The sequence below is a fragment of the Micromonospora sp. LOL_025 genome, assembly GCF_048060285.1.
Classification (GTDB): domain Bacteria; phylum Actinomycetota; class Actinomycetes; order Mycobacteriales; family Micromonosporaceae; genus Micromonospora.
In genome coordinates this window covers 208,922-225,446 of the sequence record NZ_JBHMIR010000010.1, presented here as the reverse complement: position 1 = coordinate 225,446, position 16,525 = coordinate 208,922, and the positions used below count along the sequence as shown (strand labels likewise).

At 72.4% G+C, this 16,525-nt stretch carries 12 protein-coding genes and 1 riboswitch; of the genes, 9 read left to right on the top strand and 3 right to left on the bottom strand.

What is annotated here, in order from left to right:
- The first annotated feature begins 867 nt into the window (after positions 1–867).
- The 4 genes from ACFHW0_RS16115 to mshC all read left to right on the top strand — a co-directional run bounded on the left by ACFHW0_RS16115 (position 868) and on the right by mshC (position 4,627).
- Positions 868–1,581: a histidine phosphatase family protein gene (locus ACFHW0_RS16115; RefSeq protein ID WP_416608438.1), complete on the top strand. Its 714-nt coding sequence runs from the start codon at positions 868–870 to the stop codon at positions 1,579–1,581.
- Between the two features lie 298 nt (positions 1,582–1,879).
- Positions 1,880–2,464, top strand: a complete 585-nt coding sequence (locus tag ACFHW0_RS16110) for a DUF3090 domain-containing protein (protein WP_416608436.1) — start codon at positions 1,880–1,882, stop codon at positions 2,462–2,464.
- Positions 2,461–3,279: an SCO1664 family protein gene (locus ACFHW0_RS16105; protein WP_416608434.1), complete on the top strand. Its 819-nt coding sequence runs from the start codon at positions 2,461–2,463 to the stop codon at positions 3,277–3,279. Before ACFHW0_RS16110 ends, ACFHW0_RS16105 begins: the two co-directional genes overlap by 4 nt.
- 109 nt (positions 3,280–3,388) lie before the next feature.
- A complete protein-coding gene (gene mshC, locus ACFHW0_RS16100; protein ID WP_416608433.1) occupies positions 3,389–4,627 on the top strand; it encodes a cysteine--1-D-myo-inosityl 2-amino-2-deoxy-alpha-D-glucopyranoside ligase in 1,239 nt (412 codons plus the stop codon).
- A gap of 167 nt (positions 4,628–4,794) precedes the next feature.
- Here mshC and ACFHW0_RS16095 read toward each other — a convergent pair whose 3' ends face one another.
- Both ACFHW0_RS16095 and ACFHW0_RS16090 read right to left on the bottom strand, forming a co-directional pair.
- On the bottom strand, positions 4,795–5,586 hold the full coding sequence (locus ACFHW0_RS16095) for a GntR family transcriptional regulator (RefSeq protein WP_416608431.1): 792 nt from the start codon (positions 5,584–5,586) through the stop codon (positions 4,795–4,797).
- Positions 5,587–5,713: 127 nt separating this feature from the next.
- Positions 5,714–6,583, bottom strand: coding sequence for a PAC2 family protein (locus ACFHW0_RS16090; protein WP_101409578.1), 870 nt, complete (start codon positions 6,581–6,583; stop codon positions 5,714–5,716).
- 261 nt (positions 6,584–6,844) lie between these two features.
- On the opposite strand from ACFHW0_RS16090, the gene metH reads away from it, so the two are divergent.
- The 3 genes from metH (at position 6,845) to ACFHW0_RS16075 (ending at position 12,020) form a co-directional block, all read left to right on the top strand.
- On the top strand, positions 6,845–10,360 hold the full coding sequence (gene metH, locus ACFHW0_RS16085; protein ID WP_416608429.1) for a methionine synthase: 3,516 nt from the start codon (positions 6,845–6,847) through the stop codon (positions 10,358–10,360).
- A gap of 83 nt (positions 10,361–10,443) precedes the next feature.
- Positions 10,444–10,785 carry a hypothetical protein gene (locus tag ACFHW0_RS16080; protein ID WP_416608427.1) on the top strand — a complete coding sequence of 114 codons (342 nt, stop codon included), beginning with the start codon at positions 10,444–10,446 and terminating at the stop codon, positions 10,783–10,785.
- 137 nt (positions 10,786–10,922) lie between these two features.
- Positions 10,923–12,020 carry an N-acetylmuramoyl-L-alanine amidase gene (locus ACFHW0_RS16075; RefSeq protein ID WP_416608425.1) on the top strand — a complete coding sequence of 366 codons (1,098 nt, stop codon included), beginning with the start codon at positions 10,923–10,925 and terminating at the stop codon, positions 12,018–12,020.
- A 60-nt stretch (positions 12,021–12,080) separates the two neighbouring features.
- Here ACFHW0_RS16075 and ACFHW0_RS16070 read toward each other — a convergent pair whose 3' ends face one another.
- Positions 12,081–12,554, bottom strand: a complete 474-nt coding sequence (locus tag ACFHW0_RS16070; protein WP_416608423.1) for a hypothetical protein — start codon at positions 12,552–12,554, stop codon at positions 12,081–12,083.
- 152 nt (positions 12,555–12,706) lie between these two features.
- A riboswitch (cobalamin riboswitch) is annotated at positions 12,707–12,923 on the top strand.
- A gap of 218 nt (positions 12,924–13,141) precedes the next feature.
- Between ACFHW0_RS16070 and ACFHW0_RS16065 the strand changes: the two genes are divergently transcribed.
- Together ACFHW0_RS16065 and ACFHW0_RS16060 are read left to right on the top strand one after the other, a co-directional pair.
- On the top strand, positions 13,142–15,487 hold the full coding sequence (locus tag ACFHW0_RS16065; RefSeq protein WP_416608458.1) for a ribonucleoside-diphosphate reductase subunit alpha: 2,346 nt from the start codon (positions 13,142–13,144) through the stop codon (positions 15,485–15,487).
- 35 nt (positions 15,488–15,522) lie between these two features.
- Positions 15,523–16,518, top strand: coding sequence for a ribonucleotide-diphosphate reductase subunit beta (locus ACFHW0_RS16060; protein WP_416608456.1), 996 nt, complete (start codon positions 15,523–15,525; stop codon positions 16,516–16,518).
- Positions 16,519–16,525: the final 7 nt, after the last annotated feature.

The following is a 16,525-nucleotide window of genomic DNA, read 5'->3' as shown; positions in this document are numbered from 1 at the left end:
AACGCTCTTACGAATGATCGTGTTCATCAGGAATGCTCCATTCGGGGGTTGGCACCCGCACCGAGGGGGATCGGCTACGCGGATGCAAGCACCGTCCGGCGCCCAAGGAACTCAGGGGGATCTCCGGCGTCTCGCCGGAGGAAAAGACCAGATCGGCCGTATCGGCCGGGGGATCAGATCGGCCGTGTCGGCCGGGAGGATCGGGCTGTTCGCGGGGCGGGGGGATGCCCTCACGTCGGCCGGACCATGTGTAACGACCGCCGGCCCGCCATCATTCCGGCGGGGCCCCGGGCACGCCCACCCTGTCGGGCGGCACGGCCTTGCCCTGCTCGGCCGTACGCAGGGTGTAACGACCCCGCCCCGGCCACGATTCCGCCATCACGGTGCCCCCGGTCACACCCAAACCGGACAATCGCCCCGAGTGGGGAAGCTGATGACGCCCGCCCGCATGCCGCACCGGGACACCCGAGACATGACCGGACACCACCCGCGCCCGGGCCGAGGCGCGAACCTTGTGGGGGCCCTGGTACGAGACGGCCCGTGGCGGGGGCGGTCGCACCAGGAGCCTCCGGTGCTGCCGAGCGGCACGCATGATCGGTTGACGCGCCCCCCGGGCTCCCCGCTGCCCTCCGCCCGGGCCCACGTCAGCGGATCATGGACGCGCTCGTGAACCAACCGGCCGAGATCAGGACGTCATGTACCCCACAACGCCCCGCCCGAAGTCGGGCACGCCTGGCCACACCCCCCACGACGGCACCGCACCCAGTGGCGGCCGGTGACCGGGGCGGCGACACGAGGACGCGTCCCTGGCCATCCCACGCACACCAGTGGACGACCGACATCGGGCGCAGGTCATAGGGTGGTCCCGTGGCGACCCTTCTGCTTCTGCGACACGGCCGGACGACCGCGAACGCGGACGGGGGGCTGGCCGGCCGCCAGCCCGTCGAGCTGGACGAGACGGGCCGGGCCCAGGCGACCGCGGTCGGCGAGCGGCTGCGGGCCGTGCCGCTCGCGGCGGTGGTGACCAGCCCGCTGATCCGGTGCCGGCAGACCCTGGAACTGGCGTTGCCCCAGGCCAGCCCGGTGGTGGAGGAGGGGCTGATCGAGTGCGGCTACGGGGCCTGGGAGGGGCAGCCGCTGAAGAAGCTGGCCAAGGAGCCGCTCTGGCCGGTGGTCCAGCAGCATCCGAGCGCCGCGGTCTTTCCGGAGGGGGAGTCGATGGCGGCGATGGCGGCCCGGGCGGTCGCCGCGGTGCGTACGTGGGACGCCCGGATCACCGCGGAGCACGGCCCCGAGGCGGTCTGGCTGGCGTGCAGCCACGGCGACGTGATCAAGGCGATCGTGGCCGACGCGCTCGGCGTACACCTGGATCTGTTCCAGCGGATCGTGGCCGACCCGGCCTCCGTGACGGCGATCCGCTACACGCCGCTGCGGCCGTTCCTGGTGCGGCTCAACGACACCGGCGGCGACCTGGCCGGGCTGGTACCGCCGCCGCGCAAGCGGCGCCGGCGGGCGGCGAAGGCGGCCGGCGCGGCCGACTCCGACGCCCCGGTCGGCGGCGGCGCGGGAGCGGGCCGGTGACCGGCCGGCGGCGCCCCTGCCCACGGCCTCGCGGCACGGCAAGACCTCCGGCGGGGCGCTGCCGTGGCGTGGGGACCGTCCCGTCCACCCCACCCCGGCACGGGCCGAGGGCCCGGTTGGCGACCACGTCCCGGTGCGGGCCGAGGGCCCGGTTGACGGCCACGTGCCGGTGCGCGCCCGGGCTCCCGCCGGCCGCCACGCCCGGGTGCGGCGCGCGGTGCGCCGGGCGCGGCGGGTGCGCGGCGATTCGCGTCGGTGGGGTGCGCGGCGCTGTGGTGCGCCGGATAGGGTCGTGGGTATGACCCACCAGGTGCACGCCTTCGAGCCGCCGGAGCGGTTCGTCGCCGGGACGGTCGGCCCGCCGGGGGAGCGCACGTTCTTCCTCCAGGCGCGCGGCGGTGGCCGGCTGGTCAGCGTCGCGCTGGAGAAGGTCCAGGTGTCGTTGCTGGCCGAGAAGCTCGAGGAGCTGCTCTCCGAGGCGCAGCGCCGCTTCGGCGTGGAACTGCCCGAGCCGGTGGCCGTCGTCGGGGACAACGACCCGCTGGACACGCCGGTCGACGAGGAGTTCCGGGTCGGCACGCTCGGCCTGGCGTTCGACGTCGACACCGCGACCGTGGTGATCGAGGCCATCGCCGTGGGCGAGGCGGAGGTCGAGGTCGAGCTCGGTGAGCCCGACGACGACGAGGACGCCGAGGACGAGGACGCCGAGCCGGACGAGGACCTCGACCGGCTCCGGGTGCGGCTGACCCCGGAGGCCACCCGCCAGTTCATCGAGCGGGCCCGGCGGGTGGTCAACGCCGGCCGTCCGCCCTGCCCGCTCTGCGGCCAGCCGCTGGATCCCGCCGGTCATCTCTGTCCACGCCACAACGGTTACCACCGGTGACGTCGTCGGATCTCCAGCCCCGACAGGACGGTGAGGCCGCGCTCCGGTTGCTCCGGGACGGCCACCTGGACGTGGAGGGGCGGCTCGTCGACGCCTCCAACACCACTTTGCGGGGCATCCTGACCCTCGACGGGGTCACGGCCCGCTGCGTCTACAAGCCCGTACGCGGCGAGCGCCCGCTGTGGGACTTCCCGGACGGCACGCTCGCCGGCCGGGAGGTCTCGGCGTACGTGGTCTCGCGGGCCACCGGGTGGGACCTGGTGCCGCCGACGGTGCTTCGCGACGGCCCGTTCGGGCCGGGATCGTGCCAGCTCTGGATCGACGAGCCGGAGGAGGCCGAGCCCCTGGTCGGGTTCGTGCCGGCCGACGCGCTGCCGCCCCGCTGGTTCCCGATCGCCGCGGCCCGCGACGACGACGGCACACCGTACGCGTTGGCCCACGCCGACGATCCGAGGCTGGCCCGGCTCGCGGTGCTCGACGCGGTGATCAACAACGCGGACCGTAAGGGCGGGCACGTGCTGGTCGGTCCGGACGACCGGATCTACGGCGTCGACCACGGGGTGAGCTTCCACGTCGAGGAGAAGCTGCGCACGGTGCTCTGGGGCTGGGCCGGCCGGCGGCTGCCGGCGGACGCCGTGGAGATGCTCGACGGGCTCGCCGGTCAGCTCTCCGGGGCGCTCGGCGCCGAGCTGGCCGACCACCTGACCCTCCGGGAGGTCGCCGAGCTGGCGGCCCGGGTCGACCGGCTGCGGCACACCGGCCTGTTCCCGCAGCCGTCGCAGGACTGGCCGGCGGTGCCCTGGCCCCCCATGTGAGTGCCGGCCGGGCGGCAACCCGGCCCCGCCGACGCGCCTCGCGGCGCTGTCATGATGATCACTGTGGGCCGGGCCTGCCGCGCCGCGCCGGCTGGTTAGGCTGACGGTCATGGACTCTTGGGCGGGACATGAGGTGCCGCGGCTGCCGGGCAGGGGCCAGCCGCTGTCGTTGTTCGACTCGGCGCGGCAGGGCGCCCACCCGAGCGATCCGGCCGGCACCGCGACCATGTACGTCTGCGGCATCACCCCGTACGACGCCACGCACCTGGGCCACGCCGCCACCATGATCGCGTTCGACCTGGTGCAGCGGGTGTGGCGGGACGCCGGCCGGGACGTGCGCTACGTGCAGAACGTCACCGACATCGACGACCCGCTGCTGGAGCGGGCCGAGCGGGACGGCGAGGACTGGAAGGTCCTGGCGATGCGGGAGACCGCGCTGTTCCGGGAGGACATGGAGGCGTTGCGGATCATCCCGCCGGCGCACTACGTCGGTGCGGTGGAGTCGATCCCCGACATCGCTGACAAGGTCCTCCTGCTGCTCAAGGACGGGGCCGCGTACCGCCTGGACGACGGCACCGGCGACGTCTACTTCGACCTCGCCGCCGCCCCCCGCTTCGGCTACGAGTCCAACCTGACCCGCGAGCAGATGCTGGAGATCTTCCCCGAGCGCGGGGGCGACCCGGACCGGGCGGGCAAGCGCGACCCGCTGGACCCGCTGCTGTGGCGGGGCGCCCGCGAGGGCGAGCCGTCCTGGCCGGGCGGCGAGCTGGGCGCCGGCCGCCCCGGCTGGCACATCGAGTGCACGGTCATCGCGCTCAACCTGCTCGGGGACCGGATCGACGTGCAGGGCGGCGGCAACGACCTGATCTTCCCCCACCACGAGTGCTCCGCCGCGCACGCGGAGCGGCTCACCGGCGCGGCACCGTTCGCCGAGCACTACGTGCACGCCGGCATGATCGGCCTCGACGGCGAGAAGATGTCGAAGTCCCGGGGCAACCTGGTCTTCGTCTCCCGGCTGCGCGCCGACCAGGTCGACCCGATGGCGGTCCGGCTGGCCCTGCTGTCGGGGCACTACCGCGCCGACCGCGCCTGGACCGACGAGCTGCTCGCGACGTCGCTGGAGCGGCTGGCCCGCTGGCGCCGCGCCGCCGCCGCGCCCGCCGGTCCGTCGGGCGACGAGTTCCTGGCCGGCGTACGCGCCCGCCTCGCCGACGACCTGGACTCGCCGGGCGCCCTGGCGCTGGCCGACGGGTGGGCCGAGGCGACCCTCGCCGGCACCGCCGCCGACCCGGCCGCCCCCGCCCTCTTCGCCGCCACCCTGGACGCCCTCCTCGGCATCCGCCTCTGACCCCCCACCCCCACCCCCCACCCCCACCCCCACCCCCCACCCCCCACCCCCACCCCCACCCCCCGCCCCCTCGCGGCGTCGATCATGCAGTTGTGGTGCCCCGCGAAAGGTGCGGAACGGCGGTAACCGCCCACCAGAACTGCATGATCGACGGGGTGGGGGCGGGGCTAGCCCAGGATCAGGCCGGGGTCCGGGGTGGGGTCGGGGGCCGGGGCGGGGATCTTGTACTCCTCGGTCAGCGTGGTGACCGGGCCGGGCCAGGTGGCCTGGGCGACCTCGATCGGCTTGCGGTGGCCGTCGTAGGCGACGTGCAGCAGGTGCAGCACCGGGGTGTCGGGGCGGATCTGGAGGATCTCGGCCTCCTCCCGGCTGGGCTGGCGGGCGCTGATGGTGTCGGTGGCCGAGACGTACCGCCGGCCGGTGGCCTCCTCGGCCTCCTGGTAGAGCGGCCGGCCGAACGCCTCGGCGCGCTCCAGCGAGGTGCCGGCGGCGTCGGCGGGCAGGAACCACGAGGCACCCACCTCGACGGGGGAGTCCTCGGTGCGCACGAGGTGGCGCCGGCAGAGCAGGTCGGTGCCGTCGGCCACCCCGAACGCGTCGGCCACCTCCGGCGGGGCGGGGGCCCGGCCGACGGAGACGAGCTGCTGCCGGTACCGCGCGGCCAGGTCGGTGTGGTAGCCGCGGAAGCCGCCGTAGCGGCCCCGGGAGAGCCGGTTGAGCCGCCGCCGGGTGCCTCGGACGTACGTCCCGGAGCCGGGCTTGGTGATCAGGATGCCCTCGACCCGCAGCTGGTCGACGGCGCGCTGCACGGTCTGCTTCGCCACGCCGAACATCTCGGCGATGGCCGGGATGGACGGCAGCCGCTCGCCCGGAGCCCAGTCGCCACGGCGGATCTGGGTCTTGAGTTGCGCGGCGATCTGCCGGTGCGGGAACTCGGCGGCCCCCGGATTGATCTGCATGCCCGCCTCCTCGATCACAGCTAGGTTCCTAGGATGCCTTAGGGGTGGTGACCGCGCCACCCCCGGACACGCCAAAACACCGGCCCCGGACGACACGCGTCCGGGGCCGGTGTGGCAGGAAAAGGTGCTACCAGGAACCGGCCGTGGGGCCGGCGGAGCCGCCGCGGCGGCGCAGGTACTTCTCGAACTCCTGGGCGATCTCGTCACCCGTCAGCGGGGTGATGCCCGCGTCGCCGACGCGTTCCTCCAGCTCGCGTACGTACTCGCCGAGTTCGGCGTCCTGCTCGGCGGCGCTGCGCACCCGCTGCTCCCACTCGGCGGCCTCCTCGGCCAGGTCGGCCATGGGAACCGGCAGGTCGAGCACCTCCTCGACGCGGTGCAGCAGGGCGAGGGTGGCCTTCGGGCAGGGCGGGTTGTTGGCGTAGTGCGGCACGTGCACCCAGAACGAGACGGCGTCGACCTCGGCCTTGTTGCAGGCGTCGTGCAGCACCCCGACGATCCCGGTCGGCCCGTCGTAGCGGGTGGGGGTGAGCTGGTAGCGCTGGGCGGCCTCCGCGTCGGAGGCGCTGCCGCTGATCGGCAGCGGCCGGGTGTACGGCACGTCGGCCAGCAGCGCGCCGAGCACGACCACGCGCTCGACCTCCAGGCTGTGGCAGATCTCCAGGACCTGCTCGCAGAAGGTGCGCCACCGCATGCTCGGCTCGATGCCCCGGATCAGCACGACGTCCCGTTCGGTGCCCTCGGGGCTGGCCACCATGAAGCGCGTCGTCGGCCACTCCACCCGGCGGGTCTCGCCCTCGGCCATGGTGATGGTGGGGCGGCTGACCTGGAAGTCGTAGAAGTCCTCCGGATCCAGCTCGGTGACCTGCCGGGCCTGCCAGACCTGCTCCAGGTGCTCGACGGCGGCGGTCGAGGCGTCGGCGGCGTCGTTCCAGCCCTCGAACGCGGCGATCGCCACGGGGGACCGCAGCACCGGCAGTCCGTCGAACTCGGTCACGCCGTCACCTCACCCTGCTCGTCGGGGGCGGCGCCGGGACCGGACCCGGTCGTCCGCCCGCCGGGCGCGGTGCTGTCGCTGTAGTCCTTCACGTCCGTCAGCCTACGTGTCGGGGCGGGATGCGGCCCGTCGGCCGCGCCGGTCGGGCCCGGCGACGGCCGGCCATACCATGATGAACCGGACAGCGTGATCCCGCTGACACAATGTGGGAAGGCACGTGCGGGGGAATCGATCGGGCGGCGACGGCACTAACCTGATCCTGTGCGGACCTCATTGCTCGACGTACTGGCAGACCGGATTCTCATCGCCGACGGCGCCATGGGCACGATGCTGCAGGCGGCCGACCTCACCCTGGACGACTTCGAGGGCTACGAGGGCTGCAACGAGGTCCTCAACGCCACCCGACCGGACGTCGTACGCGGGGTGCACGAGGCGTACCTGGCCGCCGGGGCGGACTGCGTCGAGACCAACACCTTCGGGGCCAACCTGGCCAACCTGGGTGAGTACGACATCCAGCACCGCATCCGCGAACTCTCCGAGGCCGGGGCCCGCCTCGCCCGGGAGGCCGCCGACGCGTACGCCACCCCCGAGCGGCCCCGCTTCGTGCTGGGCTCGATCGGCCCGGGCACCAAGCTGCCCACCCTCGGGCACGCCGACTACGCGACCCTGCGCGACGCGTACCAGGAGAACGCCGAGGGCCTGATCGAGGGCGGGTCGGACGCGCTGATCGTGGAGACCTGCCAGGACCTGCTCCAGGTCAAGGCCGCCGTCGTCGGCTCGAAGCGGGCCATGGCCCGGCTCGGCCGGACGGTGCCGATCATCTGCCACGTCGCCGTGGAAACCACCGGCACCATGCTGGTGGGCAGCGAGATCGGGGCGGCGCTGGCGGCGATCGAGCCGTTGGGGGTCGACCTGATCGGGCTGAACTGCTCGACCGGGCCGGCCGAGATGGGCGAGCACCTGCGCTACCTCTCCCGGCACTCCCGGATCCCGCTGTCGGTGATGCCGAACGCGGGCCTGCCGGTGCTGACCGCCGACGGGGCGTACTTCCCGCTGACCCCGGTGGAGCTGGCCGACGCGCTGGAGCGGTTCGTCACCGAGTACGGCGTCTCGCTGGTCGGCGGCTGCTGCGGCACCACCCCCGAGCACATCCGGGTCCTCTCCGAGCGCCTGCACGGCACGCGCCCGGCACCCCGCGATCCACGGCACGAGGCCGGCGTCTCGTCGGTCTACCACCCGGTGTCGTTCGCCCAGGACGCGTCCCTGCTGATGGTGGGGGAGCGGACCAACGCCAACGGCTCCAAGGTGTTCCGCGAGGCCATGCTCGCCGGCGACTGGCGGGCCTGCGTGGAGATCGCCCGCAGCCAGGCCCGCGACGGCTCGCACCTGCTGGACCTCTGCGTCGACTACGTCGGGCGTGACGGCACACAGGACATGCGGGAGCTCGCCGGCCGCTTCGCCACCGCCTCCACCCTGCCGATCATGCTCGACTCGACGGAGCCGCCGGTGGTCGAGGCGGGGCTGGAGATGCTCGGCGGCCGGTGCGTGGTCAATTCGGTCAACTTCGAGGACGGCGACGGGCCGGAGTCCCGGTACGCCCGGGTGATGTCCGTCGTCCGGGAGCACGGCGCCGCCGTGGTGGCGATGCTCATCGACGAGGAGGGGCAGGCGCGGACCGCCGAGTGGAAGGTGCGGATCGCGGGCCGGTTGATCGACGACCTCACCGGGCGGTGGGGGATGGACCGCGCCGACATCATGATCGACGCGCTGACGTTCCCGATCGCCACCGGCCAGGAGGAGACCCGGCGCGACGGCATCGAGACCATCGAGGCGATCCGGGAGATCGCCCGCCGCTATCCGGGTGTCAACTTCACCCTCGGCATCTCCAACGTCTCGTTCGGGCTGAATCCGGCGGCCCGGCAGGTGCTCAACTCGGTCTTCCTGCACGAGTGCCGCGAGGCCGGCCTGACCAGCGCCATCGTGCACGCCAGCAAGATCCTGCCGTTCAACAAGATCCCCGACGAGCAGCGGGAGGTGGCGCTGGACCTCGTCTACGACCGGCGCCGCGAGGGCTACGACCCGGTGCAGAGGTTCATCGAGATCTTCGAGGGCGTGGACGCCGCGTCGGCGCGGGCCGGGCGGGCGGAGGAGCTGGCCGCGCTGCCGCTGGAGGAGCGACTCAAGCGGCGGATCATCGACGGCGAGCGCAACGGCCTGGAGGCCGACCTGGACGCGGCCATGGCGCAGGGGCGCAGCCCGCTGTCCATCATCAACGACATCCTGCTCGACGGCATGAAGGTCGTCGGCGAGCTGTTCGGCTCCGGTCAGATGCAGCTGCCGTTCGTGCTCCAGTCCGCCGAGGTGATGAAGACCGCCGTGGCGTACCTGGAGCCGCACATGGAGACGGCCGAGGACGGCGGCAAGGGCCGCATCGTGCTGGCCACGGTGCGCGGGGACGTGCACGACATCGGCAAGAACCTGGTCGACATCATCCTGTCCAACAACGGCTACGAGGTCGTCAACATCGGCATCAAGCAGCCGATCAACGCGATCCTGGAGGCCGCCGAGCAGCACCGGGCCGACGCGATCGGCATGTCCGGGCTGCTGGTCAAGAGCACCGTGATCATGAAGGAGAACCTCGCCGAGATGGCGGCGCGCGGGGTCGCGGAGCGCTGGCCGGTGCTGCTGGGCGGGGCGGCGCTGACCCGGGCGTACGTCGAGGACGACCTGCGGGCAATGTTCCCCGGCCAGGTGCACTACGCCCGGGACGCCTTCGAGGGACTGTCGCTGATGGACCGGGTGATGACGGCGAAGCGCGGCGGGGCGCCCGTGATCGACGCGGAGCGGGAGGCGGCGCTGGCGGCCCGGCGGGCGCGCCGCGAGCGGCAGCGGGCGATCGTCAGCGAGTCGCTGCCGGAGTTGGACGACGCCTCGGTCCGCTCCGACGTGGCCACCGACGTGGAGGTGCCCGCCCCGCCGTTCCTCGGCACCCGGGTGGTCAAGGGCGTGCCGCTGGCCGACTACGCGGCGCTGCTCGACGAGCGGGCCACCTTCCTCGGGCAGTGGGGCCTGCGGGGCGCCCGCAGCGGGCAGGGCCCGTCCTACGAGGAGCTGGTGGAGACCGAGGGCCGGCCCCGGTTGCGCTACTGGCTGGACCGGCTGATCGCCGACCAGGTGTTGGAGGCGGCCGTGGTGTACGGCTACTTCCCGGCGTACGCCGAGGGCAACGACCTGGTGGTGCTGGACGAGAACGGGCACTCCGAGCGGGCGCGGTTCTCCTTCCCCCGGCAGCGGCAGGAGCGGCGGCTCTGCCTGGCCGACTTCTTCCGTCCGCGCGGCGACGAGCTGGACGTGGTGGCGTTGCAACTGGTCACGGTGGGGCAGCCGATCAGCGAGTACACGGCGAAGATGTTCGCCCGCAACGAGTACCGCGACTACCTGGAGGTGCACGGGCTGTCCGTGCAGCTCACCGAGGCCCTCGCGGAGTACTGGCACCGGCGGATCCGCGCCGAGCTGGCCCTGCCCGGCGGGCGTACGGTTGCCGACGACGATCCGGCGGACCTGGCGGGTCTGCTGCGCACCGACTACCGGGGCTGCCGGTACGCGTTCGGCTACCCGGCCTGCCCGGACCTGGAGGACCGGGCGAAGATCGTGGAGCTGCTGGGGGCGGAGCGGATCGGCGTGCAGCTGTCGGAGGAGTTCCAGTTGATGCCGGAGCAGGCGACGGACGCGATCGTGGTGCACCACCCGGAAGCCAGCTACTTCAACGCCAAGTGACGGGGGCAGGGGTGGGTGCCCAGGATGGATCCGGGATCGACGCGGCCGGCGGCGGCGGTGCGCAGGGACGGATGGTCGGCTGCGTGTCCACCGACGAAGATCGTGATCGTCTCGCCGCGCAGCTCGTGGCGCTGCCGGTCCGTGAACTGGTTGATGTCCTGCGGCGTGTCCTGCCGCACTACACCGAGGACCAGTACGGCGTACGCACGACACTGACCCTGGCCGCTGTCAGCGACTACGAGGATGAGCCGGGTATCGACATGGAACTGGTCGCCTGGCCCGACCGTGACTACTACGACGGTGGGCTCGGGATCGACCAGGGGCTGTGGGAGAACGGCCGTTGTGCACGGTGCGACGTCGAGGTGACGTCGAACGCCAAGCGTGCGTACTGCCCGCACTGCGGGTCCGGCTGTGCCCTGACCTGAGGTGTCTGCGGGCGGCGCAGACCCTCGATCGCCGGTGGTGACGGCGCGACGACCCTGGGGGAGGAAACCTTCGGAGTTCAGACCAATTGGCGTAGACATCTTTCACCGGGCATTGAAGCACCACTATATTGCGGGCAGTGTCGATCTCTCCCGATGACGAGGTGCACATGTTCGACAACCCGACGCTTCGGCGGCGTACCCTGTTGGCGGCCGTCGCTGGCGCCGCGGCCGTCCCCATCGTCGCCGGCCCCGCGTGGGCGGCGTTGCCGAAGGTCTACATCGACCCGGGGCACGGCGGCACCGACCCCGGCGCGGTCGGCAACGGGCTGCAGGAGAAGGCCCTGACGCTCGACATCTCCCTGCAACTGCGCAGCATCCTGCTGGCCAACTGGGGCGTCGACGTCCGCATGTCCCGGACGACCGACATCACCCGCAGCCTGGCGTACCGCACGGACGACGCCAACGCGTGGGGCGCGAACCTGCTCGTGAGCGTGCACATCAACTCCGGCGGCGGCACCGGCTTCGAGAGCTACCGGTACCCGACGGCGGGCACGGCCACCGTCAATCTGCACAACGCGCTGCACCCGAGGGTGATCGGCGCCATGCGGACGATCGGCGGGGTCACCGACCGCGGGCTGAAGACCGCGAACTTCCACATGCTGCGCGAGGCGGCCATGCCCGCGGTGCTGACCGAGAACCTCTTCATCGACAGCGTCGCCGACTCGAACCTGCTCAGGCGGGCGGACTTCATCACCGCCGTCGCCCGTGGGCACGCCGAGGGCATCGCCGCCTACCTCGGCCTCGGCACCACCAACCCGCCGCCCACGGGCGGCACCTTCGTGGACAACGCCACGGCGGGGCGGTTCACGGCGAGCACCAACTGGGGCACCTCCTCGTACTCGGCCCAGCGCTACGGGGCCGACTACCGCTTCGCCAACCCCACGCCCGCCAGCGACGCCGCCTGGTTCAAGGTGAACATCCCGACGGCCGGCGACTACCGGATCGAGGTACGGCACCCGGCCGACCCCGGCTACAACAGCTCGGCACCGCACGTCGTCGTCACCGCCTCGGGCAACCGCACGGTCAACGTGGACCAGCGCTCCAGCGGCGGCGTGTGGCGCTCGCTGGGCACCTTCGGCCTGGCCGCCGGTGACCGCAACCTGGTCGCGGTGAGCCGGTGGACCAGCGCCCCCGGCTACGTGGTGGCCGACGCCGTCCGGGTCACCAAGGTCTGACCGCACCGCCTGGGGGCGGACCGGGATCGTGTGACCACAGGACCCCGGTCCGCCTGCGGGTCAGTGCCAGTTGTGGAATTCGCGCACCTGGCAGACCAGGACCGCGCCGCCGGTGCGGGCCGACAGCTCCTCGGCGTCGCGCAGCGCGAACCGGACCGGCCAGCTCGCGCCGAGCCGCAGGTGGCGTGCCTTGCCCGTGGCCCGCAGGAGCAGCTGGTACGGCTGTAGCGGCCCACGCGGGGACGGCCGATCCTGCTCCGGCCACAGTCGCCGCTGCCGCCCGCCGTGGTAGAGCGCGATCCGGGCCAGCACGCTCAGGGTGGTGTAGCCCATCGGTATCGCGCCGAGGAGTTCGTCGCGGGACGGTACGCGATCTGCCGGGAACACCCGCGACGGCTGCTCGTGCGCCCAGTACAGCAGGCCGGGCCAGGGCAGCGCGCCGTCGAAGGGGTCGCCGCCGTGCGTGGGCCAGTCGATGCCACGGTGCGCGACGGCGGGGTCGTCTCCGTCGGCGGTTTCGCCTGTGGTGTCCACGACCGCGACTGTACCGAGCGGAGGACAGCCCCCGAGCCGCCGCGGGCAGGCATCGACGCGGTCGACGGGCCTTGATCGACGGGCGTCACCCGGGCCGCCGACGACACGCCCGAGACCGACATGTGGGGTGTGACAACGAGGCAAACCCTATATATGGTGTCGGCGCAGCTGGTTCGGCCGCTCATCCGGTGCGGTCGAGGCAAGAGGGAACCCGGTGGGAATCCGGGACTGCCCCGCAGCGGTGAGTGGGAACGACCGCCGTCATCAGCACTGGGCCGCCAGCGGCCTGGGAAGCGACGGCCAGTAGGAGACCGGCGAGTCCGGTCGCGCCCGCGAGTCCGAAGACCTGCCAGTGCGCCGTACGCCCGCCTCCGGGTGTGCGGCGGTCCGAGGCCGCGTGGGACGGCCGACGCCATCCCGACGCGTGCCCTGCGGCGCGTCGTCGTCGGTGTCCGCTCCCCGCGTGCCCAGGAGTTCCGTCTGGGATCAAGGCTCGCGAGGAGTGAGTGGTGACAGTCACCGAGGTTGTTCCGGCCGACGACACGGCGGCCGACGATGCGGCCGTGGCGGGCCAGCGGCGAACGCAGATGCGGGTCCGCAAGCGCGACGGCGGCACCGAGGCGGTCGACGTCAACAGGATCGTCCGCGCCGTCGAGCGGTGGGCCGACGACCTCGCCGACGTCGACCCGCTGCGGGTGGCGACCCGGACGATCAGCGGCCTGTACGACGGGGCGACGACGGCCGAACTGGACCGGCTGTCCATCCAGACCGCCGCGGAGATGATCGGTGAGGAGCCGCAGTACTCGCGGCTGGCCGCCCGCCTGCTGGCCGGGTACGTCGACAAGGAGGTCCGCCGGCAGGGCATCGGCTCCTTCAGCGAGGCGATCCGGCGCGGCCACGCCGAGGGCCTGATCGGCGACGACACCGCGGCGTTCGTCGCCGCCCACGCGAGCGCCCTCGACGCCGCCGTCGACCCGCGCGGCGACCTGCGCTTCGAGTACTTCGGGCTGCGTACGGTCTACGACCGGTACCTGCTGCGCCACCCGACGAGCCGGCTGGTGCTGGAGACCCCGCAGTACTGGCTGCTGCGCGTGTCCTGCGGCCTGTCGCAGGCACCGGACGAGGCGATCGAGTTCTACCGGCTGATGTCGAGCCTGGCGTACCTGCCGAGTTCGCCGACGTTGTTCAACTCCGGCACCCGGCACACCCAGATGTCCTCCTGCTACCTGGTCGACTCCCCGCGCGACGAGCTCGACTCGATCTACCAGCGGTACGCGCAGGTGGCGAACCTGTCGAAGTTCGCCGGGGGGATCGGCATCGCGTTCTCGCGGGTCCGCTCGCGGGGCGCGCTGATCAGGGGCACCAACGGGCAGTCGAACGGGATCGTGCCGTGGCTGCGGACGCTGGACGCCTCGGTGGCGGCGGTCAACCAGGGCGGTCGGCGCAAGGGCGCGGCCTGCGTCTACCTGGAGCCGTGGCACCCGGACGTCGAGGAGTTCCTCCAGCTGCGGGACAACACCGGTGAGGACGCCCGGCGCACCCACAACCTGAACCTGGCCAACTGGATCCCGGACGAGTTCATGCGGCGGGTGGAGTCCGACGGGGTGTGGTCGCTGTTCGACCCGGACGTGGTGCCGGAGCTGCCGGACCTGTGGGGGGAGGAGTTCGACGCGGCGTACCGGGCCGCCGAGGAGCAGGGCCGCTACGTGCGGCAGGTCCCGGCGCGGGAGCTGTACGGGCGGATGATGCGCACCCTCGCCCAGACCGGCAACGGGTGGATGACGTTCAAGGACGCCGCGAACCGGCTGTGCAACCAGACCGCCGAGGCGGGCAACGTGGTGCACCTGTCCAACCTGTGCACCGAGATCGTCGAGGTCTCCAGCGACGCCGAGACCGCCGTGTGCAACCTCGGTTCGGTGAATCTCGCCGCCCACCTGGGCGCGGACGGCATCGACTGGGAGCGGCTGCGCGCCACCGTCCGCACCGCCGTCACATACCTCGACCGGGTCATCGACATCAACTACTACCCGACGGCGCAGGCGGCGGCGAGCAATCCCCGCTGGCGCCCCGTCGGGCTCGGCCTGATGGGCCTGCAGGACGTGTTCTTCGCGCTGCGGCTGCCGTTCGACTCCCCGGCCGCCCGGGAGCTGTCCACCCGGATCAGCGAGGAGCTGTACCTGACCGCCCTGGAGACCTCCGCCGATCTGGCGCGGCGCGCGGGCGCCCACCCGGCGTACGGGCAGACCCGGGCGGCGCGCGGGCAGCTGCAACCCGACCTGTGGGGCGTCACGGGGACCCAGACGGCGAGGTGGAGCGCGCTGCGGGAGCGCGTCGCCGCGTACGGGCTGCGCAACTCGCTGCTGGTGGCGATCGCGCCGACCGCCACCATCGCCTCGATCGCCGGTTGTTACGAGTGCATCGAGCCGCAGGTGTCCAACCTGTTCAAGCGCGAGACCCTGTCGGGGGAGTTCCTCCAGGTCAACACCGCCCTCGTGCGGGAGTTGAAGGCGCGTGGCCTGTGGACGGAGCGGATCCGCTCGGCGATCAAGCGCGCCGAGGGTTCCGTGCAGGACGTCGTGGAACTGCCGGCCGAGGTGCGGGAGCTGTTCCGTACCGCGTGGGAGCTGCCGCAGCGGGCGCTGATCGACCTGGCCGCGGCCCGCGCCCCGTACATCGACCAGTCGCAGTCGCTGAACCTGTTTCTGGCCGCGCCGACGATCGGCAAGCTCTCCTCGATGTACCTGTACGCCTGGAAGGCCGGGCTGAAGACGACGTACTACCTGCGTTCGCGGCCGGCCACGCGGATCCAGCAGGCCACCGTCGCGCCCGTCGGGCCGGCCCGCGCCGCCGGCGTCGTCGCGGCGGTGGCGACCGTCGACGAGGCGCTGGCCTGCTCCCTGGAGAACCCCGAGTCGTGCGAGGCGTGCCAGTGACCACCACGACCACCAGCGAACCGAGGACCACACACATGCTGCTCGACCCGGGGATGGACCTCACCCTCCGCCCGATGCGCTACCCGCACTTCTTCGACCGCTTCCGCGACGCCATCCGTAACACCTGGACGGTGGAGGAGGTGGACCTGCACGCCGACCTCGCCGACCTCGACCGGCTCTCCCCGGCCGAGCGGCACCTGGTCAGCCGCCTCGTGGCGTTCTTCGCCACCGGCGACACCATCGTCGCCAACAACCTCGTGCTCAACCTGTACCAGCACGTCAACTCGCCGGAGGGCCGGCTCTACCTGTCGCGGCAACTGTTCGAGGAGGCCGTGCACGTCCAGTTCTACCTCAACCTGCTCGACACCTACGTGCCCGACGAGACCGAACGCTTCGCCGCGTTCGCCGCCATCGAGAACATCCCGTCGATCCGGCGCAAGGCCGAGTTCTGCTTCCGCTGGATCGACTCGCTGGGCGAGCTGCGGCAGCTGCGTACCCGACAGGACCGGCGGGCCTTCCTGCTCAACCTGATCTGCTTCGCCGCCTGCATCGAGGGGCTGTTCTTCTACGGCGCCTTCGCCTACGTCTACTTCCTGCGCTCCCGGGGGCTGCTGCACGGCCTGGCGTCGGGCACCAACTGGGTGTTCCGCGACGAGTCCATGCACATGGCCTTCGCCTTCGACGTGGTGGAGACCGTGCGCGGGGAGGAGCCGGACCTGTTCGACGACGAGCTGGCCGGCCAGGTGCGGCAGATGCTCGCCGAGGCCGTCGAGTGCGAGGTCCAGTTCGCCGAGGACCTGCTCGGCCAGGGGGTGCCCGGGCTGTCCCTGACCGACATGCGCGAGTACCTGCAACACGTCGCCGACCGGCGGCTCGCGCAGCTCGGCATCCCCGCCCACTACGGCTCGACCAACCCGTTCGCCTTCATGGAGTTGCAGGACGTCCAGGAGCTGTCGAACTTCTTCGAGCGGCGCGTGTCGGCGTACCAGGTCGGGGTGAGCGGCACGGTGGCCTTCGACGACGACTTCTAGCACGGCG

What these genes read in the sequence shown, in the direction of transcription:
- ACFHW0_RS16110 (WP_416608436.1), top strand. Translation starts at nt 1,880, where the DNA reads ATGACCCACCAGGTGCACGCCTTCGAGCCGCCGGAGCGGTTCGTCGCC.
- ACFHW0_RS16095 (WP_416608431.1), bottom strand. Translation starts at nt 5,586, where the DNA reads ATGCAGATCAATCCGGGGGCCGCCGAGTTCCCGCACCGGCAGATCGCC.
- ACFHW0_RS16060 (WP_416608456.1), top strand. Translation starts at nt 15,523, where the DNA reads ATGCTGCTCGACCCGGGGATGGACCTCACCCTCCGCCCGATGCGCTAC.
- ACFHW0_RS16065 (WP_416608458.1), top strand. Translation starts at nt 13,142, where the DNA reads ATGCGGGTCCGCAAGCGCGACGGCGGCACCGAGGCGGTCGACGTCAAC.
- mshC (WP_416608433.1), top strand. Translation starts at nt 3,389, where the DNA reads ATGGACTCTTGGGCGGGACATGAGGTGCCGCGGCTGCCGGGCAGGGGC.